Annotated in this window: 24 protein-coding genes, 1 pseudogene and 1 other annotated feature; of the genes and pseudogenes, 15 read left to right on the top strand and 10 right to left on the bottom strand. The window is 56.6% G+C overall.

What is annotated here, in order from left to right; translation table 11 throughout:
• Positions 1 to 52 precede the first annotated feature (52 nt).
• The 3 genes from dnaX to H7R58_RS05975 all read right to left on the bottom strand — a co-directional run bounded on the left by dnaX (position 53) and on the right by H7R58_RS05975 (position 3,161).
• Complete coding sequence (dnaX, locus tag H7R58_RS05985; RefSeq protein ID WP_182929372.1) at positions 53 to 1,990, bottom strand: DNA polymerase III subunit gamma/tau; 1,938 nt, start codon at positions 1,988 to 1,990, stop codon at positions 53 to 55.
• Positions 659 to 723, bottom strand: a sequence feature (DnaX frameshifting element). Its footprint overlaps the gene before it by 65 nt.
• 92 nt (positions 1,991 to 2,082) lie before the next feature.
• Positions 2,083 to 2,634 carry an adenine phosphoribosyltransferase gene (apt, locus tag H7R58_RS05980; RefSeq protein ID WP_052283817.1) on the bottom strand — a complete coding sequence of 184 codons (552 nt, stop codon included), beginning with the start codon at positions 2,632 to 2,634 and terminating at the stop codon, positions 2,083 to 2,085.
• A 149-nt stretch (positions 2,635 to 2,783) separates the two neighbouring features.
• Positions 2,784 to 3,161, bottom strand: coding sequence for a DUF454 family protein (locus tag H7R58_RS05975; RefSeq protein ID WP_106930560.1), 378 nt, complete (start codon positions 3,159 to 3,161; stop codon positions 2,784 to 2,786).
• 67 nt (positions 3,162 to 3,228) lie between these two features.
• Here H7R58_RS05975 and priC point away from each other — a divergent pair, with 67 nt between their 5' ends.
• Together priC and rsmS are read left to right on the top strand one after the other, a co-directional pair.
• On the top strand, positions 3,229 to 3,756 hold the full coding sequence (gene priC, locus H7R58_RS05970) for a primosomal replication protein N'' (RefSeq protein WP_106930562.1): 528 nt from the start codon (positions 3,229 to 3,231) through the stop codon (positions 3,754 to 3,756).
• 10 nt (positions 3,757 to 3,766) lie between these two features.
• Positions 3,767 to 3,928, top strand: coding sequence for a pleiotropic regulatory protein RsmS (gene rsmS / locus H7R58_RS05965; RefSeq protein ID WP_182929373.1), 162 nt, complete (start codon positions 3,767 to 3,769; stop codon positions 3,926 to 3,928).
• Between the two features lie 122 nt (positions 3,929 to 4,050).
• Here rsmS and mscK read toward each other — a convergent pair whose 3' ends face one another.
• Together mscK and acrR are read right to left on the bottom strand one after the other, a co-directional pair.
• A complete protein-coding gene (mscK, locus tag H7R58_RS05960) occupies positions 4,051 to 7,401 on the bottom strand; it encodes a mechanosensitive channel MscK (RefSeq protein WP_106930566.1) in 3,351 nt (1,116 codons plus the stop codon).
• Positions 7,402 to 7,527: 126 nt separating this feature from the next.
• Positions 7,528 to 8,172 (bottom strand): multidrug efflux transporter transcriptional repressor AcrR, encoded by a 645-nt coding sequence (acrR, locus tag H7R58_RS05955; protein ID WP_182934674.1) that lies wholly within the window; start codon positions 8,170 to 8,172, stop codon positions 7,528 to 7,530.
• A gap of 141 nt (positions 8,173 to 8,313) precedes the next feature.
• Here acrR and acrA point away from each other — a divergent pair, with 141 nt between their 5' ends.
• From acrA to H7R58_RS05925, 6 genes are all read left to right on the top strand, one after another.
• Positions 8,314 to 9,510, top strand: coding sequence for a multidrug efflux RND transporter periplasmic adaptor subunit AcrA (gene acrA / locus H7R58_RS05950; RefSeq protein ID WP_106930570.1), 1,197 nt, complete (start codon positions 8,314 to 8,316; stop codon positions 9,508 to 9,510).
• 22 nt (positions 9,511 to 9,532) lie between these two features.
• Complete coding sequence (gene acrB, locus H7R58_RS05945) at positions 9,533 to 12,679, top strand: multidrug efflux RND transporter permease subunit AcrB (RefSeq protein ID WP_182929375.1); 3,147 nt, start codon at positions 9,533 to 9,535, stop codon at positions 12,677 to 12,679.
• Between the two features lie 535 nt (positions 12,680 to 13,214).
• Complete coding sequence (gene tomB, locus H7R58_RS05940) at positions 13,215 to 13,589, top strand: Hha toxicity modulator TomB (protein ID WP_106927922.1); 375 nt, start codon at positions 13,215 to 13,217, stop codon at positions 13,587 to 13,589.
• Positions 13,590 to 13,614: 25 nt separating this feature from the next.
• A complete protein-coding gene (locus H7R58_RS05935; RefSeq protein ID WP_064547995.1) occupies positions 13,615 to 13,833 on the top strand; it encodes an HHA domain-containing protein in 219 nt (72 codons plus the stop codon).
• A 132-nt stretch (positions 13,834 to 13,965) separates the two neighbouring features.
• Positions 13,966 to 14,523 carry a maltose O-acetyltransferase gene (gene maa / locus H7R58_RS05930; protein ID WP_106927924.1) on the top strand — a complete coding sequence of 186 codons (558 nt, stop codon included), beginning with the start codon at positions 13,966 to 13,968 and terminating at the stop codon, positions 14,521 to 14,523.
• A 102-nt stretch (positions 14,524 to 14,625) separates the two neighbouring features.
• Entirely contained in the window at positions 14,626 to 15,096 is a 471-nt protein-coding gene (locus tag H7R58_RS05925; RefSeq protein ID WP_106927926.1) for a YlaC family protein, read from the top strand.
• On the opposite strand, the gene H7R58_RS05920 is transcribed toward H7R58_RS05925, so the two are convergent.
• Positions 15,065 to 16,522, bottom strand: coding sequence for a MocR-like pyridoxine biosynthesis transcription factor PdxR (locus tag H7R58_RS05920; protein ID WP_106927928.1), 1,458 nt, complete (start codon positions 16,520 to 16,522; stop codon positions 15,065 to 15,067). The genes H7R58_RS05925 and H7R58_RS05920 overlap by 32 nt on opposite strands.
• A gap of 103 nt (positions 16,523 to 16,625) precedes the next feature.
• Between H7R58_RS05920 and H7R58_RS05915 the strand changes: the two genes are divergently transcribed.
• Positions 16,626 to 17,324: a GNAT family N-acetyltransferase gene (locus H7R58_RS05915; protein ID WP_106927930.1), complete on the top strand. Its 699-nt coding sequence runs from the start codon at positions 16,626 to 16,628 to the stop codon at positions 17,322 to 17,324.
• Here the strand turns inward: H7R58_RS05915 and ykgO are convergent.
• The gene (gene ykgO, locus H7R58_RS05910) at positions 17,321 to 17,461 is read right to left on the bottom strand and encodes a type B 50S ribosomal protein L36 (RefSeq protein WP_003859006.1); all 141 of its coding nucleotides are present in this window, start codon (positions 17,459 to 17,461) and stop codon (positions 17,321 to 17,323) included. The two genes, H7R58_RS05915 and ykgO, sit on opposite strands and share 4 nt — an antisense overlap.
• A complete protein-coding gene (locus tag H7R58_RS05905) occupies positions 17,461 to 17,724 on the bottom strand; it encodes a type B 50S ribosomal protein L31 (protein ID WP_106927932.1) in 264 nt (87 codons plus the stop codon). Before H7R58_RS05905 ends, ykgO begins: the two co-directional genes overlap by 1 nt.
• A gap of 334 nt (positions 17,725 to 18,058) precedes the next feature.
• Between H7R58_RS05905 and H7R58_RS05900 the strand changes: the two genes are divergently transcribed.
• From H7R58_RS05900 to H7R58_RS05880, 5 genes and pseudogenes are all read left to right on the top strand, one after another.
• Positions 18,059 to 19,090 carry an isopenicillin N synthase family dioxygenase gene (locus H7R58_RS05900; RefSeq protein WP_182929376.1) on the top strand — a complete coding sequence of 344 codons (1,032 nt, stop codon included), beginning with the start codon at positions 18,059 to 18,061 and terminating at the stop codon, positions 19,088 to 19,090.
• 24 nt (positions 19,091 to 19,114) lie between these two features.
• A complete protein-coding gene (locus H7R58_RS05895) occupies positions 19,115 to 19,921 on the top strand; it encodes a MetQ/NlpA family ABC transporter substrate-binding protein (RefSeq protein WP_106927936.1) in 807 nt (268 codons plus the stop codon).
• A complete protein-coding gene (locus H7R58_RS05890) occupies positions 19,918 to 20,709 on the top strand; it encodes a methionine ABC transporter ATP-binding protein (protein ID WP_182929377.1) in 792 nt (263 codons plus the stop codon). The genes H7R58_RS05895 and H7R58_RS05890 overlap by 4 nt, the downstream gene beginning before the upstream one ends.
• A complete protein-coding gene (locus tag H7R58_RS05885; protein WP_181358018.1) occupies positions 20,706 to 21,365 on the top strand; it encodes a methionine ABC transporter permease in 660 nt (219 codons plus the stop codon). Before H7R58_RS05890 ends, H7R58_RS05885 begins: the two co-directional genes overlap by 4 nt.
• Positions 21,366 to 21,462: 97 nt before the next feature.
• A pseudogene (locus H7R58_RS05880) lies at positions 21,463 to 23,052 on the top strand (EAL domain-containing protein).
• Here H7R58_RS05880 and H7R58_RS05875 read toward each other — a convergent pair.
• A complete protein-coding gene (locus H7R58_RS05875) occupies positions 23,021 to 23,293 on the bottom strand; it encodes a metal/formaldehyde-sensitive transcriptional repressor (protein ID WP_106927942.1) in 273 nt (90 codons plus the stop codon). The pseudogene H7R58_RS05880 and the gene H7R58_RS05875 sit on opposite strands and share 32 nt — an antisense overlap.
• Before the next feature lie 135 nt (positions 23,294 to 23,428).
• Here H7R58_RS05875 and H7R58_RS05870 point away from each other — a divergent pair, with 135 nt between their 5' ends.
• Positions 23,429 to 24,262 carry a nickel/cobalt efflux protein RcnA gene (locus H7R58_RS05870; protein ID WP_182929379.1) on the top strand — a complete coding sequence of 278 codons (834 nt, stop codon included), beginning with the start codon at positions 23,429 to 23,431 and terminating at the stop codon, positions 24,260 to 24,262.
• Between the two features lie 11 nt (positions 24,263 to 24,273).
• Here H7R58_RS05870 and H7R58_RS05865 read toward each other — a convergent pair whose 3' ends face one another.
• A complete protein-coding gene (locus H7R58_RS05865) occupies positions 24,274 to 24,888 on the bottom strand; it encodes a membrane protein YczE (RefSeq protein ID WP_106927946.1) in 615 nt (204 codons plus the stop codon).
• Positions 24,889 to 24,973: the final 85 nt, after the last annotated feature.

Raw genomic sequence — 24,973 nt, 5'->3', positions numbered from 1 at the left:
TCTCTCTCAGTAGGTCACGTTAAAAAATAACGACCGTCAGCATCGCTTGCGGTCAAATGGGGCGAATACTCTCTTCATCCAGATCGGCATCGAAGAATCGACGCAGGGTCTGAATATTATTATCCGCGATGATCGACTCGCGCGCCTGCGCGAGTTTCTCTTCATAAATAGCCTGCCGCCACTCCAGCGGCGTACGCACCGCCGGATTATCATCTTCCACGATGGTCAATTCAACAGGCACACCGTATAAAGTGCTCATCGCTTCGGCAAGCTTCTGCCTGGCGCCGGGCGAATTAAGGTGTCGCTGAGTCGGGCGCAGGTGCAGGCATACCGCGTTGCCGTTGTGTTCCTTCCACGCGTTGAGCGCCACCTGTTCGACGAGCTTCGGCAGCGCCATCTGGCTCACCTCCGCTGCCCACGGGTCGCGTTCTAAAGACTCCGCCGCAAGCTTAGCCGCCAGCTCAGGCGTCTTCTCATGCTCCAGCGCTTTCTTCAGCGCCTTCGGCGTGGCGACTTCCTCTTTTTTCACCTCTGCAACCGGCGTGGTGGCTTTCCAGCGGTAAGCCTCTTTCTTCGCCGCCGGTTGGGTCAACGCGGACGGTGCCGGGCGCGCCTGAACGCGATCGGTCACCGAAGCCAGTCTTTCCAGCGCGGCGTTATTCACCGGCCGCGCGCGGGAAGCGGCTGCCGGTTCACTCTTTTTTGGGGTGGTTGCTCCCGGATTGCCCTGCTGCTGTTGCAGCTGACGGCGCGCAGCCAGCACCTGATTCGTTGAATCAGGAAGCGGAGCAGCAGGCGGCGGCGTCATTGGCGCAGAAGCAGGCATCGGCGCTGACGGTTGCGTAACCGGCGTAGCGGCAGGCGCAAAGGACTGCTGCGGCCTTTCCGGCTCCGGCAGCGGCGCGTTCGGATGGAACGCCAGCGCGCGAAGCAGAGTCATTTCAATGCCCATACGCCTGTCCGGCGCGTACGGCAGCTCTTTGCGACCAATCAGTAGCGTCTGGTAGTACAGCTGCACGTCGGTCGGCGGCACGGTGCGCGCCAGGTTGCGCATCCGCTGTTCAATGGCCGCCATATCGCTACCCAGTGCCGCAGGCGACAGCTGAACCATCGCGATACGGTGCAGCAGGCTCTGCATTTCAACCAGCAGCGCCTCCCAGTCAACGCCTCGCAGCGCGGCCTCGTTGACCAGCGCCATCGTCCGCTCGCCGTCGGCGGCCACCAGCGCTTCAATGAGTGACAGCGCCTGGTCGTCGTCCAGGGTACCGAGCATCTCACTGACGGAGACGGTCGTTAGCTGGCCTTCGCCGCTGGCAATCGCCTGATCGGTGAGGCTTAAGGCGTCACGCAGGCTGCCATCCGCCGCACGCGCCAGCAGCTGCAGGGCGCGAGGCTCGTGGGCGATATGCTCTTCATCGAGGATATGTTCAAGCTGATGACGAATCTGCTCAACGTCCAGCGCCTTCAGGTGGAACTGCAGGCAGCGCGACAGAATAGTCACCGGCAGCTTTTGCGGATCGGTCGTCGCCAGCAGGAATTTGACGTGCGCAGGCGGCTCCTCCAGCGTCTTCAACAGCGCGTTGAAGCTGTGGCGGGAGAGCATGTGCACTTCATCGATGAGATACACCTTAAAGCGGCCGCGCGCGGGCGCGTACTGGACGTTATCCAGCAGGTCGCGGGTATCTTCAACTTTGGTTCGCGAGGCGGCATCGATCTCAATTAAGTCGACGAAACGCCCCTGTTCAATTTCGCGGCAGTTATCACACACGCCGCACGGCGTGGCGGTAATGCCGGTTTCGCAGTTCAGCCCCTTCGCCAGCAAACGGGCGATAGAGGTTTTCCCGACGCCACGGGTGCCGGAAAAGAGATATGCGTGATGAATGCGCCCTAACGATAAGCCGTTCGCCAGTGCGGTCAGCACATGTTCCTGGCCGACGACGTCAGCAAAGGTTTGTGGGCGCCATTTTCGGGCTAAGACCTGATAACTCATTGGCAGGCTCTGAAACGCTGGAAGGTGGATTCACGAGGGGGTAATGCTACCACAGCCCCGCCGGATCGGCGAGGCCATGTATCGGGAAATGCTTAGTGACCCGGGAAATTCACCAGACTGTAGCTGGTGATACCCTGTTTTTCCAGGCGCTGTTCGCCGCCCAGATCGAACAGGTTGATGATGAAGGCCGCATCGTGCACTTCGCCACCCAGACGGCGGATCAATTTAACCGTCGCTTCGATAGTCCCGCCGGTAGCCAGCAGATCGTCAACCACCAGAACTTTGTCGCCCGGTTTGATTGCATCAACGTGGATTTCCAGCTGATCGGTGCCGTACTCCAGTTCATAGCTTTCGGCGATCGTTTCGCGCGGCAGCTTGCGCGGTTTGCGCACCGGGACAAAACCTACGCCCATTGCCAGCGCAACAGGTGCACCAAACAGGAAACCACGCGCTTCGGTACCTACCACTTTGGTAATACCGGCGTCTTTGTATTTCTCAACCAGCAATTCAATGCTGAGCGCGTAGGCTTTCGGGTCTTCCAGTAAGCTGGTGACATCGCGGAAAAGAATGCCAGGTTTCGGATAATCCTGGATGCTCTGGATGCTGTTTTTCAGATATTCAAGCTGCTGTGCAGTTGCGGTCATAGGTTTGTGCCTGATTGAAACAGTGTTACTCAAGGCGAGCAAAATGGGTTAAAAGCAACAATTGGATAACTTTTAACCAGGCGCGCCTGTGCTCGAAAACGCCAGAATTTACTGGCTAGCTCGCAGAAATGCAACACCATTAATGCGCTTCATGACTTTTGTTGTTCTGCATCAACCACCGGGATTCGCCAAAGAAAAACCAGCAACCCGGCGAGGATCATCAGCAGCAGCACGCGCACCCACGTCATCTCCACCAGCCACAGAGAAACGCCAAACGTCAGCAAAATCACCGCGATGGCGCGCGGTTTGGCCCCCGGCGGCATCGCCTTATAGCGCTGCCAGTGGCGCAGGTAGCCGCCAAACCAGGAGCGATAAAGCAGCCAGTGATGGAAGCGCGGCGACGAGCGCGCAAAGCACCAGGCAGCCAGCAGAATAAATGGCGTCGTCGGCAGCAGCGGCAGAACCACCCCGATGGTGCCGAGGGCTACCGCCAGCCAGCCAATAATGATTAAAATAGTACGCTGCATAATGCGAATCGTTATCAAATGAGTCTGCTACTGTAGCATAGCCGATAACAAGAAAACGGAGAATCCGGTGAAAACGGCCCTGCTTTTACAAACGCTGGAACAACAGCTTGCGCGGCTTCAGACGCGCATTGCGCCCCTTGCTGCGCACGCCACGCTGAGCGCGCGCTTTGACCGCCAGCTTTTCCAGACGCGCAGCACCAGAATGCAGGCCTACCTCGATGAAGCCCAAGCGCATTTTGAGGAGCTTAAGCACGCCGTTGATCGGCAGCAGCTGCCGCAGGTCGCCTGGCTCGCCGAACGCCTGGCGGCGCAAATTGAGGCCATCAGCCGCGAGAGCGAAGCCTGGTCACTGCGCATGTGGGATAGCCCCTCACCCGGCCTGCGCCGCTGGCAGCGTAAAAGGCTGGAAACGCAGGAGTTTGAACGTCGCCTGCTGGAGATGAAGCAGCAGCGCCAGCAGCAATATCAGCAGGCTACAACGCTTGAGGATCAGCAGCGTCTGGCGCGCGAAATCACTGCCTTTGACGGTCGCCTTACCCGCTGCCGCCAGGCGCTCGAGGAAATTGAACGAATACTGGCGCGTATCGCGCGCTAGAGGAGAAGCTATGTCGCTGGAAAATGCGCCCGATGACGTCAAGCTAGCGGTCGATTTGATCGAACTGCTGGAGAGCAACCATATCGCCCCGGAAATTGTGCTCAGCGCGCTGGAGATGGTGCGCAAAGATTACATCAACAAGCTGAAAAGCCGCCCGGAGGAAGCGCCATAGCGCCAACGCCAGGCAGCAAGGGAACAACAGCTAGCCCGATCCGCAGGCCGGATAAGACGATGCCGCCATGCGGCAATATACGGCGGCGCGCCTGATGGCGCAGCGCTTATCCGGCCTACCGATTAATCAGCAATCAAGTCTTTGCCGTCATTTTTACTGTCGCGCTTCACTTCCGTCACTTCATCGCCCTTCTCGTTGTGCAGGTGCACTTCCAGCTGGTTAAAGGCAATGTTGATGTCGTTTTCGCGGCACAGACGGTCGATTGTGCGGTTCAGTTCGTCAACGGTGTAGCTGCGATCGCGCAGTTCACGTACGTACAGACGCAGTTCGTGATCGAGGGTGCTGGCGCCGAAGGCGGTAAAGAACACCGAAGGCTCCGGATCGTGCATCACTTTCGGATGTTCCATCGCCGCTTTGAGCAGCACCTCTTTCACCTTGGTCAGATCCGATCCGTAGGCCACGCCAAGACGGATCACCACGCGGGTGATGGTATCGCTCAGAGACCAGTTGATCAGCCGTTCGGTGACGAAGGCCTTGTTCGGGATGATCACTTCTTTACGGTCAAAGTCGGTGATGGTGGTCGCGCGAATACGGATCTTGCTAACCGTCCCGGAGAAGGTGCCAATGGTCACGGTATCGCCAATACGTACCGGGCGTTCGAACAGAATAATCAGGCCGGACACAAAGTTACCGAAAATCTCCTGCAGGCCGAAACCTAAACCAACCGACAGCGCGGCGGCCAGCCATTGCAGTTTATCCCACGATACCCCCAACGAGCCGAATACGGTCATTGCGCCCACGGCGATAATCACGTAGTTCAGGATCGTGGTGATGGCATACGACGCCCCCTGACGCATATTCAGCCGTGAGAGCACCAGCACTTCCAGCAGACCCGGTAAGTTACGAATCAACGCCCAGGCGACCATTGAAGCGATAATGGCAAACAGCAAACTGCCCATGGTGACATTTTTCACCACGCTGGCCCCGGCCTCGGTGCCGTTGTAGTGCCACAGGGTGATGCTGTCGAGGTAGCTAAAGACGGTGATTAAGTCAGACCAGATGGCCCAGAACATCACGCCAAACAGCGCCACCATCACCAGCATGGTGATACGCAGCGTCTGCTGGTTGATCTGCTCCAGGGCAATCGCGGGTTCTTCCTGCGGTTCGGCCCCTTCGGCCCCCTCCTTCACCAGATTCTGACGACGGGCGACCGCGCGGCGATAGGCGATACGACGCGCCGCCACGCTTAATCCGCGCAGGACCGTCTGGTACAGCAGGTTCCAGAAAATAACCAGGTAGACGGTTTCAATCCAACGACCGGACAGACGCAGGGTGGTATAGAAGTAGCCGGTGGCGGTCAGCACCATCAGCCCCACTGGCACCAGCGCCAGCACGGTCATGGTGATCAGACGCAGGCTATGCGACTCTTTGTCACGCCAGCTTTCGCGGCACATTGGCCACATCAGTGCCGTAATCACCAGCAGGTTAAGCAGAATAACAAACTGCCCCAGCACATCGTCCATCAGGTTCAGCGGCGAAAGTTCAGACACCACTGACCAGAAATGCAGCGGCAGCAGCGCCAGGCTGATACGCACAATTTGACGACGCCAGTGGCTGGTGAGCTGCTCTGGCATATTAAAGTGCCGCACGGCCACGCCGTTTTTCTCCAGCACTTTCCAGCACAGACCGAACACCAGCCAGTACATGGCCAGTTTTTTCGAAAACGCCCACAGCAGTGCGCTGATATTGAGCTGCATGGTCAGCAGGATCAGGCCGACCGCCAGAATCAGCAGCACCACAGGCAGCGCGCGAATAAGATCGATGAAGATGGCCTTTGGCGTGTGCATCTGGCTATCGTTACGCAGATTACCCACCTGGTCGCCCAGCTTATCCTGGTAATTGCGCAGCCACTGTAGCCGCCAGCGTATCAGCCCGGCAATCAGCAACAGCGGCAGCCCCGCGAGGAAGGCGATAAACACCGCAGGCCACGCTTTCTCCCAGTTGACGGTGATTTTCATCGACTTAAACTGATCTTTCAGCGCTTCCGGGAACGATTTAATCCAGTCCCAGTCCATCGGTTTGTTGCTGTTTACCCAGAAGATTTGCTGGGTAAGGATTGATTTCAGGCTTTTCGATACGCTCATCAACTGCTGTTGGTTAATTTGCAGGTTGATGGCCATCATCAGTTGGCTACCCAACTGCTTGTTGATCAGGTCGAGCATCTCGCGGCGCGCATCAACAATTTGCAGCAGCGCGTCGTGCACTTCGCTGTCGACTTCGCTGCTGTGCCCCTCTTCCAGCTTCGCAACGAAATCGTCGCTCTGGAACAGGGCATCACGCTGCTGGTTGATCTCAAACTGCTCAAGACGCAGGTCGGCGATGCGGGTGGTCATATCCTCCAGCTCGTCGGCCGACGGTAGCGTCTGCTGCTGCTGGTAGAGAATACGCGACAGCAGCAGGCTCCCCTTCAGTACGGCAATTTGCTCTTTCACGTTACGTTCAGACTGCAGGGCGCGGTCAAGCCAGGTTTTCACCTTAATATTTTGCTGCACCAGCTGGTTGCCGCTTTCAGTGGCGGTAATCAGTTTCTGACTTAGCTGGTGGTTAATTTCCAGCTCCTGCTTCACCAGCGGATTGCCCTGAATACGGGCGGTCTCTTCCGGCGAGGCGGTTTCGGCGGCCGTTTTTTCCGATAGCGTGAGACGCTTGCTGCTCACGGCCTCCTGCAACAGCTGAAGCTGATGTTCAAGACGGTTGCTGTAGGCGGTCACATAGTCGCGCTGCTTTTGCAGCGTATCCTGCAGCACGGTGTTCCCCGCAAGGCTCTTACGCTGCAGTTCAATTTCGGCATCCAGCAGCGATTTTTGCACCAGCAGTTTGGCCTGCTCCGTGGGGCGCAGCGCATCGCCGACGGTGCTGCCGTTGAGGCTGTTGCGCACCTGCAGCAGCTGCTGCGAGGCCGCGTTCATCGAGTTCTGGACGCGCTCGGGCTGGGTTTGTAGTGAGACCAGTTGGCTGTTGTAAGTCGCGAGATCGTTTTGCGCATTTTGCAGATCGTCAACCGACTGGGAAACTCGAGCTTCCAGCTGGCGCAGCGAGAGCGTGCTCAGCGTCTTGCGCGTTTCATCGTCATTGTCGACGTCGCTCAGGGCGTTGAGATTATCGGTCGCCTGGCGCAGCTTCATCGGCGCCTGATCGATCTGCTTTTGCAGTGCTGTCGATTCCGCCTTCACCGCGTCGATTTTATCGAGAAGTTGCAGGGTTTCCGTGAGATCCTGTTGTACCAGCTTATCTTGCGGCGTCAGGTCTTTCTTATTATTGAGGGCGGTCAGCTGATCCTGGACATCGGCGCGGTCAGGAATATCATTGCCGTTAATCGCGCGCGCCTGCGCCGCGGCCATCGTAAACAGAAAGCAGACAGCAATAATGATAAATGCGGAAATCGTGCCCCGTGGGCGGATATTATGCAGCATAATGTTAACGTGAGTGGTTGTTAAAGCCGGTGAAGAACCGGGGATAAACGCCCGCGCAGAATAGCACTTCTGGGTACAGGCGAACAGTCAGAGACGCCAGGATTATTCCTGGTAATAAGCCCGTGATTAAGGCTGTGTTTCGGCGCGCAGCGTTGGGCAAAATTGATACATTTCGAGCAGGATAGCGACATAAGCCTGCGCTTCGCCGCGCAGGTCAAAGGAGTCGGGCGCAAATAGCCAGTTTTCCATCAGCCCGGAAATATAGCTGCGGGTCAAAATGGCCGCCCGACGGCTGAGCAGATTGCTCGGTAATACCCCGGCGATGACACAGTCATTTAACGTCTGTTCAATGCGATCGTAACTTTCCAAACATAAACTCCGCTGTGCCTGTTGCACAACGGCCATTTCGCCGACAAACTCACATTTGTGATAAATAATTTCCGTCATCAGGCGTCGGCGTTCTTCGATAACGGTCGCTTCCAGAATGTAAACCAGTATTTCCCTCAAAACTGAGAGTGGATCACCTGGGAATTTTGCCCGATACTCAATCTCAAGATCGCTAATACTGGACTCTGATAACACCCAGATTTCGTTAAAGAGATCCGACTTATCCTTGAAATGCCAGTAGATTGCGCCACGCGTCACCCCGGCCGCTTTTGCAATCTCGGCAAGTGAGGTAGATGATACCCCCTGCTGCGAAAACAACCGTAGGGCGACATCCAGTATGTGCTGACGCGTAGCTTGCGCTTGTTCTTTGGTTTTTCGTGCCATAGGTCGGTGAAATTGCAGGGGTTAGATTTACATACATTTATGAATGTATGTACCATAGTATGACGATAATACAAGCGCAGCAATGGGTTTGTGACGCTTGCTTCATTGATCAATTTGAAATCGGACACTCGAGGTTTACATATGAACAAAAACAGAGGGTTAACGCCTCTGGCGGTCGTTCTGATGCTCTCAGGCAGCTTAGCGCTAACAGGATGTGACGACAAACCAGCTCAGCAAGGAGCACAACACGCACCAGAAGTTGGCGTCGTGACGCTCAAATCTGAACCTCTTGTAATCACGACGGAACTGCCGGGCCGCACCAGCGCCTTCCGCATTGCAGAAGTACGCCCGCAGGTCAGCGGTATTATTCTGAAGCGCAACTTTACGGAAGGGGGTGAAATCACCGCCGGTGAGTCGCTTTATCAGATTGATCCAGCAACGTATCAGGCATCTTACGAAAGCGCCAAAGGTGATTTAGCCAAAGCGCAGGCCGCGGCCAACATCGCAAAGCTGACCGTGAATCGTTACTCCAAACTGTTGGGTACGCAGTACATCAGCAAACAGGATTACGATACGGCTGTTGCCGATGCGCAGCAGGCTAACGCTGCGGTAGTCGCTGCCAAAGCGGCGGTAGAAACCGCACGTATCAACCTGGCTTATACCAAAGTGACCTCCCCGATCAGCGGGCGCATTGGCAAATCTTCGGTTACCGAGGGCGCGCTGGTGCAGAACGGGCAAGCTACCGCGCTGGCAACCGTTCAGCAGTTGGACCCTATCTATGTTGACGTTACCCAGTCCAGCAACGACTTCCTGCGCCTTAAGCAGGAGCTGGCGGACGGCAAGCTGAAACAGGAAAACGGCAAAGCGAAAGTGGATCTGGTGACCAATGACGGCATCAAATATCCGCAGAGCGGCACCTTAGAGTTCTCTGATGTGACCGTTGATCAGACCACCGGTTCTATCACGCTGCGCGCTATTTTCCCGAACCCAGACCATACGCTGCTGCCGGGCATGTTCGTTCGCGCACGTCTGGAAGAAGGGACCAACCCGAACGCGCTGCTGGTTCCGCAACAGGGCGTGACCCGTACGCCGCGCGGCGATGCGAGCGCGCTGGTTGTTGGCGCTGACGATAAAGTCGAAACCCGCCAGATTGTTGCCGCACAGGCCATTGGCGACAAATGGCTGGTCACCGAAGGCCTGAAGGATGGCGATCGCGTCATTATTACCGGTCTGCAAAAAGTGAAACCGGGCGTGCAGGTCAAAGCGCAGGAAGTCACTTCTGACGACAAACAGCAAGCCGCAGCGGGCGCTGCTCAGTCAGAACAAACCAAGTCTTAACTTAAACAGGAGCCGTTAAGACATGCCTAATTTCTTTATCGATCGCCCCATATTTGCGTGGGTGATCGCCATCATTATCATGCTGGCAGGGGGGCTATCGATCCTCAAGTTGCCGGTAGCGCAATATCCGACGATTGCGCCGCCAGCAATTTCGATCACGGCCATGTACCCCGGTGCTGACGCCGAAACGGTGCAGAACACAGTAACTCAGGTTATCGAACAGAACATGAACGGTATCGATCACCTGATGTACATGTCCTCCAACGGCGACTCCACCGGTACCGCAACCATTACCCTGACCTTCGAATCCGGTACCGATCCGGATATCGCGCAGGTTCAGGTGCAGAACAAACTCGCGCTGGCCACTCCACTGCTGCCGCAAGAAGTTCAGCAGCAGGGTATTAGCGTTGAGAAAGCGTCCAGCAGCTTCCTGATGGTTGTCGGTGTTATCAACACCAACGGCACCATGAACCAGGACGATATCTCGGACTACGTGGCAGCGAACATGAAGGACGCCATTAGCCGTACCAGCGGCGTGGGCGACGTTCAGCTGTTTGGTTCCCAGTACGCGATGCGTATCTGGATGGACCCGAACAAACTGAACAACTTCCAGCTGACGCCGGTTGACGTGATCGCCGCGCTGAAAGCACAGAACGCCCAGGTGGCGGCCGGTCAGTTAGGCGGTACGCCGCCGGTGAAAGGCCAGCAGCTGAACGCCTCTATCGTGGCGCAAACCCGTCTGACCAACACCGAGCAGTTTGGCAACATCCTGCTGAAGGTGAACCAGGACGGCTCGCAGGTTCGCCTGCGCGACGTCGCCAAGATTGAGCTCGGCGGCGAGAGCTACGACGTTATCGCGAAGTTTAACGGCCAGCCGGCTTCCGGCCTGGGGATTAAACTGGCGACCGGCGCCAACGCCCTGGACACCGCGAGCGCCATTCGCGCTGAACTGGCAAAAATGGAGCCGTTCTTCCCGTCAGGGATGAAAATCGTTTACCCGTATGACACCACCCCGTTCGTTAAGATCTCAATTCACGAAGTGGTGAAAACGCTGGTCGAAGCGATCATTCTGGTGTTCCTGGTGATGTATCTGTTCCTGCAGAACTTCCGCGCGACGCTTATCCCAACGATCGCGGTGCCGGTGGTACTGCTCGGGACCTTTGCGGTGCTGGCGGCATTCGGCTTCTCGATAAACACGCTGACCATGTTCGGGATGGTGCTTGCCATCGGCCTGTTGGTGGATGACGCCATCGTCGTCGTAGAGAACGTCGAGCGCGTCATGGCGGAAGAAGGTCTGCCGCCAAAAGAAGCGACGCGTAAATCAATGGGCCAGATTCAGGGGGCGCTGGTTGGTATCGCGATGGTCCTGTCCGCGGTGTTCATCCCGATGGCCTTCTTCGGCGGTTCTACCGGGGCAATCTATCGCCAGTTCTCCATCACTATCGTGTCCGCGATGGCGCTGTCGGTACTGGTTGCGTTGATCCTGACGCCGGCGCTCTGCGCCACCATGCTGAAGCCAATCGAAAAAGGCAGCCACGGCGCAACCACCGGGTTCTTCGGCTGGTTCAACCGGATGTTTGAGAAGAGCACGCACCACTACACCGATAGCGTAGGCAATATTCTGCGCAGCACCGGTCGTTATTTGCTGCTGTATCTGATCATCGTCGTCGGCATGGCGTTTCTGTTTGTACGTCTGCCAAGCTCCTTCCTGCCGGACGAAGACCAGGGCGTATTCCTGAGCATGGCGCAGCTGCCTGCCGGTGCGACCCAGGAACGTACGCAGAAAGTGCTGGATGAGATGACCAACTACTATCTCACCAAAGAGAAAGACAACGTTGAGTCCGTCTTCGCCGTAAACGGCTTCGGTTTCGCGGGTCGCGGCCAGAACACCGGTATCGCGTTCGTCTCGCTGAAGGACTGGAGTCAACGTCCGGGCGCCGAGAACAAAGTGGAAGCGATCACCGGCCGTGCAATGGGCTACTTCTCGCAGATTAAAGATGCGATGGTGTTCGCCTTTAACCTGCCGGCGATTGTAGAACTGGGTACGGCAACCGGCTTTGACTTCCAGCTGATTGATCAGGCGGGTCTGGGTCACGAAAAACTGACGCAGGCGCGTAACCAACTGTTCGGCATGATTGCCCAGCACCCTGACGTGCTGACCGGCGTGCGTCCTAACGGTCTGGAAGATACGCCGCAGTTCAAAATCGACATCGATCAGGAAAAAGCCCAGGCGCTGGGTGTTTCTATCAGTGACATCAATACCACGCTGGGCACGGCCTGGGGCGGTAGCTACGTCAACGACTTCATCGACCGCGGTCGTGTGAAGAAGGTGTATCTGATGTCCGAAGCGAAATACCGTATGCTGCCAGAAGATATTGGTAAGTGGTACGTTCGCGGCAGCGATGGTCAGATGGTGCCGTTCTCGGCCTTCTCCAGCTCGCGCTGGGAATACGGTTCGCCGCGTCTGGAACGTTACAACGGTCTGCCGTCCATGGAAATCCTGGGCCAGGCAGCCGAAGGTAAGAGTACCGGTGAGGCAATGAGCCTGATGGAAGAGCTGGCGGGTAAACTGCCCGCGGGTATCGGCTACGACTGGACGGGCATGTCCTATCAGGAACGCCTCTCCGGCAACCAGGCCCCTGCCCTGTACGCGATTTCGCTGATCGTCGTCTTCCTGTGTCTGGCCGCACTGTATGAGAGCTGGTCTATTCCGTTCTCGGTCATGCTGGTGGTTCCGCTGGGGGTTGTCGGTGCGCTGCTGGCCGCAACGCTGCGCGGTCTGACCAACGACGTGTACTTCCAGGTAGGCCTGTTGACCACCATCGGTCTCTCGGCGAAAAACGCCATCTTGATCGTCGAGTTCGCCAAAGACCTGATGGATAAAGAAGGTAAAGGGCTTATCGAAGCAACGCTGGAAGCCGTACGTATGCGTCTGCGTCCTATCCTGATGACCTCGCTGGCCTTTATCCTCGGCGTTATGCCGCTGGTTATCAGCTCTGGCGCGGGCTCCGGTGCGCAGAACGCCGTAGGTACCGGCGTAATGGGCGGGATGGTAACAGCGACCGTGCTGGCTATCTTCTTTGTCCCGGTGTTCTTCGTCGTGGTTCGTCGTCGTTTCAGCCGTAAGAACGAAGACATTGAGCACAGCCACAAGGTTGAGCATCACTAAAAACGTCTTACCTCAAGGGCCGCACATGCGGCCCTTTTTTTTATATCGCCATCACCCGCCGCCATCGATTGATTACTATTTAATCATTTATTAATAAATGAAATCATTACTCCCCTTTGATAATAAAAATAGCCTTAACCACGCCAATACTAGAATTAAGATTTTTCTTTAATTTATTTTGCATCATTTTCTTAATGAGTATTTACTCAATGATTTTAGGATTATTCCTAGTCAAGCCTAAGAACTTTCCACACATCACCGCGGTCAAAGCTATGAAACCTGCATTTTTCACCCGCCGTTTCTATGCAGAAACAAGATGTTAGCTTTTATGTTCAGTCTTATGGGTGAGAGCAGAAAAAATTTAACCCTCTGAGATTTAATTGTAATTTTTCGTAATAGCGCGATGAAATCTTTTGCGCAGTGGATTATAGTTACAACAGATCGGGAACACGTGCATGTTTCAGGTTTGCCAGCAGTACCATCCCGCACCGGTATTTGTTACTCGTTGTCTGTACTACGAACAGGGGGATGCGTTATGGACGAATACTCACCAAAAAGACATGATATCGCACAGCTTAAGTTTCTCTGCGAAACCCTGTATCATGATTGTCTTGCCACGCTCGAAGAGAGTAACCATGGCTGGGTGAACGATCCCACCTCGGCGGTTAACCTGCAGCTTAATGAGCTGATAGAACATATAGCAACGTTCGCACTTAATTATAAAATTAAGTACGACGAAGATAATAAACTGATTGCACAGATTGACGAATATCTGGATGATACTTTTATGTTATTCAGTAACTACGGCATTAATAGCGTCGACCTGCAAAAATGGCGGAAGTCAGGGAACAAACTCTTCCGTTGTTTTGTCAATGCGAGCCGCGCCAACCCCGTCAGTCTTTCTTGTTAAAATTATTACAATCAATGGGTGAATTATGTCTGATAAACCACTAACTAAAACTGATTATTTGATGCGCCTGCGACGCTGCCAGTCTATTGACACGCTCGAACGCGTAATTGAAAAAAATAAATATGAGCTGTCCGACAATGAACTGGCGGTATTTTACTCAGCGGCCGATCATCGTCTGGCTGAACTGACCATGAATAAACTCTACGATAAGATCCCTTCAACCGTGTGGAAGTACATTCGCTAATTTCTTTTTTCGTGCGCGACTCTCCTCTGGATACGATTAGATTCTGTGAATAACGTCACAGCGATGATCTGGGAACGTTCCCAAATCATGTATCACCTTTTAAGGTGGTGGCTCCGCTAACAGGAGGCACCGATGAGTGATGAAAAACGCAAAATGATTGCCGGCGAACCCTATCGTCCGGGAGATGAAACGCTAAGAACGGACCGGATTCGCGCCAGGCAGCTTATCCACCGTTATAACCATACGGCACCGGATGAAAAAGCCGAACGCACAGCGTTACTGAAAACGCTGCTCGGCAAAGGGGATGGCGCCTATATTGAACCCACCTTCCGCTGCGATTATGGCTACAATATTCACCTTGGCGCTAACTTCTACGCCAACTTTGACTGTGTGATGTTGGATGTCTGCCCGATTCACATCGGCGACAACTGTATGCTGGCGCCGGGTGTGCATATCTACACTGCCACGCATCCGCTGGATGCCGACGAACGTAACAGCGGCGTGGAGTTCGGCAAACCGGTCACCATCGGCCACAACGTATGGATCGGCGGACGAGCGATCGTCAACCCCGGTGTGACCATCGGTGATAATGCCGTCATCGCTTCAGGCGCGGTAGTCGTCAAAGATGTCCCGGCTAACGCCGTTGTCGGCGGCAACCCGGCGCGCATCATTAAAATGTTATCAAAATAACAGCGGCAGACTGTTATGGTTTTTTGCAACCGATCTGTTACTTTTTGCATGGATTAACGCAACATACAATAGGCTATTCCGCCCTACGTTGCCGAGCAAAAGATGTCAGAGATCCAGCGATTACTCACGCAAACCATTGATGAACTGAACGCCCGTGAAAAGCGCGACAACCGGCCGCGCTTTAGCATCAGCTTTATCCGCAACCATCCCGGACTGTTTGTCGCCATGTACCTTGCCTTCTTCGCCACCCTGGTGGTGATGATGCGCTCAGAGACGCTGGCCGACTCCGTCTGGCTACTGTGGCTGCTGTTCGCGCTGTTGAACGGCTTTTTCTTTTTCGACGTCTACCCGCGCTACCGCTACGAAGATATCGACGTCCTGGATTTCCGCGTGTGCTACAACGGCGAGTGGTACAACACCCGCTTCGTCCCACCGCAGCTGATTGAAAAAATTCTGCACTCCAGCCGCGTCGACGGTCAGTACAAAACTCAGCTGCAAAAAATGGTCACCACCAAAGGCGAACTGTCGTTCTACGACGTTTTCACTCTCGCCCGCGCCGAAGCGGCGCAATAAGCCGCTGTAGCGTCCGTATCGCCGGTGCAAACTGCGATGCGGACGTATTGCCATAGCCCAGTACCAGCCCTGAACGCGCGTGCTGACGGTTAAGGTAAAAGCTACTCAGCGCACCGGGCGCCATCTGGTGTGCGCGCAGTTGGCGAACCAGCGTCACATCATCAATGCCGTCAATCGCCACCGTCATATGCAGCCCGCCTTCGCCCGCCATCAACTCGTGCGGCACGATCAGTTCTTGTTCCAGTACCTCACACAGCTGTATCTGCCGTTTACGGTACAAACGCCGCATCGCCGCCAGATGGCGAGCGTAATGTCCCTCCTCAATAAAACAGGCCAGCGCGCGCTGCTCTGCACGATGACCGCCGCGCAGCAGCGCACGGATAGCCGGCTGGGCGCTTTCCACCAGCATCGAGGGTAGCACCATAAATCCGAGGCGCAGCGACGGAAATAAGGTTTTGCTAAAGGTGCCAAGATAGACCACCGGCGCGTTAGGGGCCATACCGCGCATCGCGGGAATCGGCTCACCGCTAAAGCGAAACTCGCTGTCGTAATCATCCTCCACGATCCAGCAACCGTGCTGACGAGCATATTCCAGCAGCGCCAGACGTCGCGCCGCGCTGAGCACGCTGCCGGTGGGATACTGGTGAGAAGGTGACGTAAAAATCAGCCTCGGTGGCGCTAACCCGGCGTCAATCTTCATGCCCTCTCGATCCACCGCCACCCCCTCCAGCTTTAGCCCGGCGGTCAGAAATGCGCTTTTGGCACCGAAATAGCCAGGCTCTTCAACCCATGCCGACTGCCCAGGCTCGCTCAGCAGATGGGTGCACAAATTCACGCCTTCCAGCGCCCCTTCGGTGATGACTATCTGTCGCGCGTCGCAGTCAATCCCGCGCGACAGCGCCAGATGGCGGGCAATTGCCGTTCGCAGCGGCCACTCGCCTGCCGAGTCACCATAGCCCAGCAGGCTACTGCCCTCTTCGCGCAGCACGCGATCGAGCAGACGCCGCCAGAGCGGCAAAGGAAAATAGTTGATCGCCGGAGTACCGGGCGTAAATAACAGCGGCGGATGATCACGCGGCAGCACCTGTGGCAGGGCGGAAAGACGTGCCGAGAGCGCGATCGGTACCTCAACCGGCCCTTCATCGGCCGCCGTCTGCGGCAATCGCGCCACGCGCGAGCCGCGGCGATCGCGGCGCAGGTAGCCTTCCATCGCCAGCTGCTCTAGCGCGGCATTGACGGTATTGCGTGAAATCCCCAGCCGCAGGGCCACAGTACGCGATCCGGGCAGCCAGCTCTCTGCGCGCAGCTGCCCCTGCAGGATGGCATCTCTGAGCGTAGCGTACAGGCTTCGTTGCAGCGTTTCCTCGCCGCGTGCGCTCAGCGCGGTAGACAGCAGGGCAAAAAAGGGATCGTCGGGAATATTCATTGCGGCTCCTTGTGGCACCATCAAAAGATAGCCTGGTGGCACTTTTTATGGAACCAGTAAACGCCTACGCTCGGGGCATTGCTTTTTTCCCGAAGGAGAGGTTATGAGTCAGCTCAATCAATTTGGTCAATTAATTGGCGATGCGCTGCCGGACTGGCAGCCGCGCGCACACCCACAGCGTACGGTACTTGAGGGGCGTTTTTGTCGTCTGGAGCCGTTGCAACAACAGCACGCTGAGGCGCTCTTCGCCGCGCATCAGCAGGCCGCGGATACCCGCAGTTGGACGTGGCTACTGCGCGAGCCGGATGATTCGCCGGAAGCTTATCGTCAGTGGATCGCCAGCGTTGAAACGCTGCAGGATCCGATGCATTTTGCGGTAATAGATGCGCACAGCCAGCAGCCCGTTGGCTCGCTGGCATTGATGCGCATAGACCCCAAAAATGGCGTGGTGGAAGTCGGCCATGTGCACTTTTCGCCACGGCTTAGCCGCACACCGGCGGCCACCGAAGCGCAGTGGCTGCTGATGCGCTACGCCTTTGATACGCTCGGCTATCGTCGCTATGAGTGGAAGTGCAACAGCCTGAATGAACCGTCGCGCCAGGCGGCGCTGCGCTTAGGCTTCCAGTTTGAAGGGCGCTTTCGTCAAGCGCTGGTGATTAAAGGGCACAACCGTGATACCGACTGGTTTTCCATCATTGACGGCGAGTGGCCAGCGCTGGATAGCGCCTTCCGCGCCTGGCTTGCCGCCGATAACTTTACCACCGACGGCAAGCAACGCCGGTCCCTGGCGTCTTTACGTTAGCGGCGTTTCTTACGCCCCTGCACGGCTTTAAAGCGGGGGTTTGACTTGCAGATGACGTACAGACGCCCCTTGCGTTTAACAATCTGGCAGTCAGGGTGGCGCTGTTTTGCGCTGCGCAGCGAGTTCAGTACCTGCATCATTCACCTCTTTTTATATCAACAAAGCGGCCAAAGCGCTGGGTAAAGCGGGCAACGCTGCCTTCCGCCGACACGCTTCTCTGCTTGCCGGTGTAGTACGGATGCGATTTGGACGACACATCAATGGTGACATACGGATATGTCACGCCTTCCAGCGTAATCTCGCGCTCCGTTTTAATGGTAGAACCCACTTTAAAGTACTCATTGGCACTGGTGTCGTGGAATACCACGGTACGGTAATGGGGATGGATATTCGCTTTCATCTCGACCTCAATAGATATGTTATAACATAACAATTAAAATACGCCGTCAGAAAGCGTAATGCAACCCCACCGTTTGCAGGTATAACCGTTTTCCCCGCCGAGCACCTCTCTCCTGGCGCTCGAGCCCGATGCTGCACACCTTAGCGATTTTTCGCAAAAGCTCAGACCCGTCCGCGAATATAAATTAGACAATAACGTTATTGGTCGCATGAATTGCCCTCTGGCAGGCTGTCTCCATCAACCCGAAGGAGATATCCCATGCAGCGCTGTTGTTGTCATCCCGCATTCGCACCACCTGAACATCACGGCATTAATTGGCAATACGGAGAACACAATGAGTCTGACCACCCTGCCCGTCCTCAGCCTGGCGCACTACCACCGGCCGTCTGAGCGCGCTGAATTTCTGCAACAGCTTCGCCACGCCGCCCGCGACGTCGGCTTTTTCTATCTGACCGATCACGGCATCGACGATGCCCTACAGCGTGCGCTACAGTCAGAGTCCCGCCGTTTTTTCGCCCTGTCCGACGAACAAAAACAGCAGGTTGCGATGATCCACTCCCCGCACTTTCGCGGCTATAACCGCAGCGCCGCCGAGCTGACGCGCGGGCAGCCTGACTGGCGGGAACAGTTTGATGTCGGCGCTGAGCGCCAGGCCATCACTTTACGCGAGCACGATCCGCGCTGGCTGCAGCTACAAGGGCCCAATCTGTGGCCGGAAGCGCTGCCCACCCTGCGCCCGGTGTTGCTGCAATGGCAGCATGTGATGACCGATATGGCCATGACGCTGCTGCGCGCCTTTGCTGAGGCCCTGCACCTGCCGCGTGAAGCATTTGACACCCTGTATGGCGAAAAGCCCAACGAACACATCAAGCTGATCCGATATCCGGGTCAGCAGGATACGCAAAACAGCACTCAGGGCGTCGGTGCCCACAAAGACTCCGGTTTTCTAAGCTTTCTGCTGCAGGACGAACAAAAGGGCCTGCAGGTCGAGGTCAGCGACGGCCAGTGGATCGACGCCGCGCCGCTGCCAGGCAGCTTTGTTGTGAACATCGGCGAACTGCTTGAGCTGGCGACCAACGGTTACCTGCGCGCGACCGTGCACCGGGTGATCACCCCGCCGGCTAACAGCCAGCGATTGTCGATTGCCTTTTTCCTCGGCGCCCAGTTGGATGCCGTCGTCCCGGTGTACTCGCTGCCGGAGGCGCTGGCGCGGGAAGCCAACGGGCCGCAAAGCGATCCGCAAAATCCGCTGCTGCGGGATGTGGGTTGGAATTATCTCAAAGGCCGCCTGCGCTCCCATCCAGACGTGGCGGAACGCTATTACCGTGACGTGCTGCGTGCGCGCAGCGAACAACTCATTGCCTGACCTAAAACAATAAGGAAACACACCATGAAATATGCTGCTTTTAAACTGGCAGGGGTTGCACTGTCTCTCGCTCTGGCCTGGAACGCTTCCGCCGAGCCGCTGCGCGTCGCTGCCGACCCGGTTCCGCACGCCGAAATTCTGAAGTTCATTCAGAAGCAAGATCCAAAGCTCGATCTGAAAATCGTCGAGTTGACCAGCGGCGTAAATGCCAATGAGCTGCTGGCGAATGGCGATGTCGACGCCAACTATTTCCAGCACGTGCCGTACCTGAAAGATCAGGAAAAAGCGCTGGGTAAAACCTTCGCCGTGGCCGCCACAGTACATATTGAGCCGCTGGGCATCTACTCGCACAAACACAAGGATCTGCAATCGCTGCCGGAAGGGGCGACCGTCGCGGTGCCGAATAACACCACCAACCTGAGCCGCGCCCTGTTCCTGCTGCAAAGCAAAGGCCTGATCAAGCTGGCGGCCAAGTTTACCGACCCGGCAACCACGCTGGCGACGCCAAAAGATATTGTCGAGAACCCGCACAAGCTGAAGATCCTTGAAGTGGAATCACCGCAAATCCCCCGCTCGCTGGATGACGTCGACCTGGCGGTGATCAACGGCAACTACGCCCTGGAAGCCGGACTTACGCCAGCCAAAGATGCGCTGGGGCTGGAGAGTGCCGAGCATAACCCGTACGCCAATATCCTGGTCACCAATCCGCAGCTGGCGAATGACCCACGGATTAAAGCGCTGGCAAAAGATTTAACGTCACCTCAGGTGGCGGAATTTATTCGCCAGCATTACAACGGTTCGGTCATCCCGGTCAGCGCGCCGCAGTCATGATCGTCATTGAAGGGCTGAGTAAGCACTATGCCGGAGGAGGCCAACCGGCGCTGAATAACGTGTCGTTTAGCGTTCCGCAGGGGGCGATTTACGGCATCCTGGGGCGCAGCGGCGCGGGCAAAAGCACGCTGATTCGCTGCCTGAACTTACTGGAGCGGCCCAGCGCGGGCCGCATCTTGTTCAACGGCGAGGATATTGCGCACTATGACAAAGCGCAGCTGCGCGCCCATCGCCTGCGCACCGGCATGATCTTCCAGCACTTCAACCTGCTGCACGCCCGCAGCGTCGCCGACAACGTGGCGGTGCCGCTGGAGATTGCCGGCGTACCCAAGGCGCAGCGGCAAAAACGCGTCGCCGAACTGCTGGCGCTGGTGGGGCTGAGCAACAAAGCGGACGCCTTTCCTTCTCAGCTGTCCGGTGGGCAGAAGCAGCGCGTGGGCATTGCCCGCGCGCTGGCCGCCGAGCCGGATGTGCTGCTGTGTGACGAGGCCACCAGCGCGCTGGACGCCGAAACGACCGCCAGCGTACTGGCGCTGCTGGAAAGCATTAACCGCCAACTGGGGCTGACGATTGTGCTGATCACCCATCAGTTGGAGGTCGTTAAAAATCTGTGTGACCACGTGGCGCTGCTGGAAGGCGGAGAACTGCAGGAGAGCGGTAAAATTGCCGATCTGCTGGTCTCGCCCTGGTCGCGTCTGCGGGATATCTTGCTGGGTGACGGCGATGAAGAACGCCGCTTCCTGGCTCGTCATGGTCTGGACGGGAGGCCGCTATGCATAGTCGCATGAGCTGGGAAGAATTATGGCCGCTGCTGGTCGATGGCACGCTGGAAACCGTGTATATGGTCGGACTGGCGGCCCTGTTTACCGTGCTCATTGGTCTGCCGCTGGGCGTACTGCTGTTTATTTCGCGCCGTCAGGGGCTGGTGCCGATGCCGCATCTTAACGCCGTGCTGGGGGCGGTCATTAACACCGGCCGTTCGCTACCGTTTATCGTACTACTGATTGCGCTTATCCCCTTTACCCGGCTACTGGTGGGGACCACGCTCGGCAGCACCGCGGCGATTGTACCGATTACGCTCGGCGCCATCCCCTTCTTCGCGCGCCTGACCGAAAGCGCGCTCGATGAAGTGGAGTACGGACGCATCGAGGCCGTGCTGTCAATGGGCGGTAACGCCTGGCACGTCATCGGCAAAGCGCTGCTACCGGAGGCCCTGCCCGCGCTGCTGGCCGCCACCACGCTGACCATCGTCATGCTGATCGGTTTCTCGTCAATGGCCGGCGTCATCGGCGGCGGCGGACTGGGGGATTTAGCGATTCGCTATGGCTATCAGCGATTTAACGATCAAATTATGGTAGGAACGGTGTTGATTCTGGTGCTGATGGTACAAGGTGTACAAATGGGAGGTGACCGGCTGGTGCGTTCGCTGGCACACCGGCGCTAGTTTCCTGACAATTCGGGTAGGCCAAAGCGATTTCGCATAATAAGCGCCTGGATTGTCAGGTATACTTGTCGTAGTTTGCCCTGGATAAGGACTGGCAGTGACAACTCGACATCTGGTCGGCCTGATAACCGGCGTGCTTATCATGGCGATTTTTTTACCCATACTGCTCAGTATCTGGCTCGCCCAGCGTGAAGCGCATAAGCAGTTTATTGATGAGCAGGAGACTTACGCCTCCCGAGTGCTTGTTCGCACCGAGCAGGTAATGAACCAGGCGAAAGGCGCGCTGCGTGAAATGGACGCCATGCAGGTATCGGGATGCGGCCCGGAGCATCTGCAGGCCATGCGCCGCCTTTCCTACTCCTGGCGCTATATCTAGGAAGTACTGTTCCTCGACGGTTTAACCGTTAAATGTTCATCGCTGGAAAGCAACAGCACCCATTTTACCTTCCCGAAACCCGACCGCATTATCCCCGCTGGCTACCGGGCCTGGTACACCGATCAAAACGATCTTGGTATTCGTCGCTATATGGCGGCCTTCGCTTCCGATCACCACATGGTGATTATCGACCCTATCTCGTTTATCGACGTGATTCCGTTTACCAATTCCACCACTCAGGTGGCGTTAATCAGTACGCATAACAACCGCGTCCTGGCCAGTAGCGCTTCGCTGGATCAGCAAGCCTGGCAGCGTATTCAACAAGAGCATCTCGAGACCCTGACCCGCGACAACGTTGTCTATACCGTCCGCCAGTTCCCCGACCTGCAGGTGGCGATCATGACCTGGTCCTCCACGCTGCCCCTGACGGCGCGTTTGCGCCACCAGCTCATGATCTGGGTCCCTGCGGGCGTGCTGCTCAGCCTGCTGGCATGCTGGCTGATTATCCGGGTTCTGAAACACCTGCAGTCCCCGCGCCAGCGGATGCTGGACGCGTTGAACAACGCCGATATTTCCGTTTACTATCAACCCATTGTCTCAATCAGCGACGGGAAAGTGATGGGCTGCGAAGCGCTGGCCCGCTGGAAGCAAGCCGACGGGAGCTACCTCTCGCCGGAAATTTTTATCCCGCTTGCTGAGCAAACCGGCCTGATTACGCACCTGACGGAAAGCGTGGTGAAGACGGTCTTCCACGATCTTGGCAAATGGTTAAGCCTGCATCCGGATGTGCACGTCTCAATTAACCTGTCGGTGGCTGATTTTCAGTCGGTCGTGCTGCAAACCCTGCTGCACCAGCAGCTGCGTATCTGGAATGTGCGGCCGCAGCAGGTGGCGCTTGAGCTAACCGAACGCGGCTTCGCCGACCCAAAAACCACGCTACCGGCAATTAAAGCCTACCGTAAGGCCGGGCACGCCATCTATATCGACGATTTCGGCACCGGCTACTCGAGCCTGAGCTACCTACAGGATTTAGAGGTTGATACCTTAAAGCTGGATAAATCTTTCGTTGACGCACTGGAATATGCGCAGGTCACGCCGTACATCATTGAGATGGCGAAAACCCTTCAGCTCAACGTGGTGGCGGAAGGGATTGAAACCCCATGTCAGGCCAAGTGGTTACACGAACATGGTGTGCAGTTCGGGCAAGGCTGGCTCTACAGCAAAGCCTTACCCAAAGAGGCCTTTATTATCTGGTCGGAAAACAATCTGCGCACGCACGCTACTTCAGGTAAGACTTCATCACCTGCATGACCACCTCCAGGTCGGCTTCACGCTGCGTTTCATCGGGCTCTTTCACCACGTGATCGGTGAGATGGCCCTGAATCACCTGCATCATCATACCGTTAACCGCACCGCGAATAGCCGCCAACTGCTGTAGCACCTCGGCGCACTCGTGCTCGCGGTTCAGCATTTTTTCCAGCGCAGCGCTCTGCCCCTGAATTTTCTTCAGGCGGGTCAATAACATCTTCTTGTGACGAACGGTATGTGACATAGCGGGTTCCTTTCTCTACACCTGCGCAAGCATACCATGCACCGCCTTTTCTGCGTATTTTTGTACTAGGGGGTAGTATATAAATACTGGGTAGGAGTATAGTGTGCGCACTTTCTGACAAGGATCTTCACGGCAATGACCGACTTCACCACGCTCTTACAACAGGGCAATGCCTGGTTCTTTATCCCCGGTGCGATTGCGCTTGGCGCCCTGCACGGCCTGGAACCAGGACACTCCAAAACCATGATGGCCGCGTTTATCGTCGCCATTCGCGGTACCCTCAAGCAGGCCGTGTTTCTGGGACTCGCTGCCACGCTATCGCACACGGCGGTAGTCTGGATTATCGCCATGGCGGGAATGTGGTTTGGCCGCGGCTGGAACGCGCAGACGGCCGAGCCGTGGTTTCAACTGCTGTCCGGTATCATCATTATTGCTATCGCCCTATGGATGCTGTGGCGAACCTGGCGCGAGTCGCACGGTGCGCATCACCATCATCATCACCACTCTCATGACCATGATCATGGCCACGCACATGGACATGACCACCCGTCTCACGATCACCATCACCACGACCATCTGGTGGACGTTGACGAGCAAGATGCCCACCAGCGCGCGCATGCCGAAGAGATCAACCGACGCTTCACCGGGCAGAAGGTCACGACCGGGCAGATCGTCATGTTTGGCCTGACCGGTGGGCTGATCCCCTGCCCGGCATCCATCACTATTTTGCTGATCTGTCTTCAGCTAAAGCACGTCGCGCTGGGCGCAACGCTGGTGCTGAGCTTTAGCGTCGGGCTCGCGCTGACGTTAGTCGCTTCCGGTGCCATCGCCGCCATTGGCCTTAAACACGTCAGCACACGCTGGCGCGGCTTTGGCGAACTGTCACGCCGGGCTCCGTGGTTTTCCGGCGCGCTGATCATTCTGGTAGGGCTTTACATGATGGGGCACGGCATCAGCGGATTATCCTGATGCCATCGGGATCAGGACGGCAGTTCGGCTTTTAGCGGTTTGCGCTGAGCGACGCGCGGCAGCTGGAACCACGGCAGGCAAATTTGAATCAGTGGGCCAATTGCCAGCGCGTACAGCACCGTACCAATACCAAACGCGCCGCCCAGCAGTACGCCAATCAGCAGCACTGAGATTTCAATCGTGGTACGAATGCGTCGAATCGGCCAGCCGGTTCGGGCATGAATGCCGGTCATCAGCCCATCGCGGGGGCCAGCGCCGAACCCTGCGCCGATGTACATCCCGGTCGCCAGCGCGTTCAGCACCACCGCCAGCAGCAAAAGCGCGCTGCGCAGCCACAGCGATTCCAGCGGTGGCAGGATCGACAGCGTCGCATCAGCCGCCAGCCCCAGCACGATAACGTTGCTGATGGTGCCCAACCCCGGCCGCTGACGCAGCGGGATCCACAGCAGCAGCACCGCCGCGCCGGTGAGGATCATCACCAGGCCAATATCCAGCGACGCAAGCCCGGCCACCCCAAGGTGAAATACGTTCCAAGGATCGGCACCCAGGTTGGCGCGGACGTATACGGCAGTTGAAACGCCGTAGAGTATTAACCCAATATAAAGTTGAATCAGTCGGCGTAACATCACTACCTCTGCCTGTTATGTGAGGCTTTCATCATCGATAAAAATGGCATTATGATTAATGACCAGTTTTAAAGAAGTGGACTGC

This window comes from Klebsiella sp. WP4-W18-ESBL-05 (genome assembly GCF_014169075.1).
Taxonomy (GTDB): Bacteria; Pseudomonadota; Gammaproteobacteria; order Enterobacterales; family Enterobacteriaceae; genus Kluyvera; species Kluyvera ascorbata_B.
The sequence above is the reverse complement of the archived record's forward strand: the minus strand, read 5'-3'. Positions and strand labels throughout refer to the sequence as shown.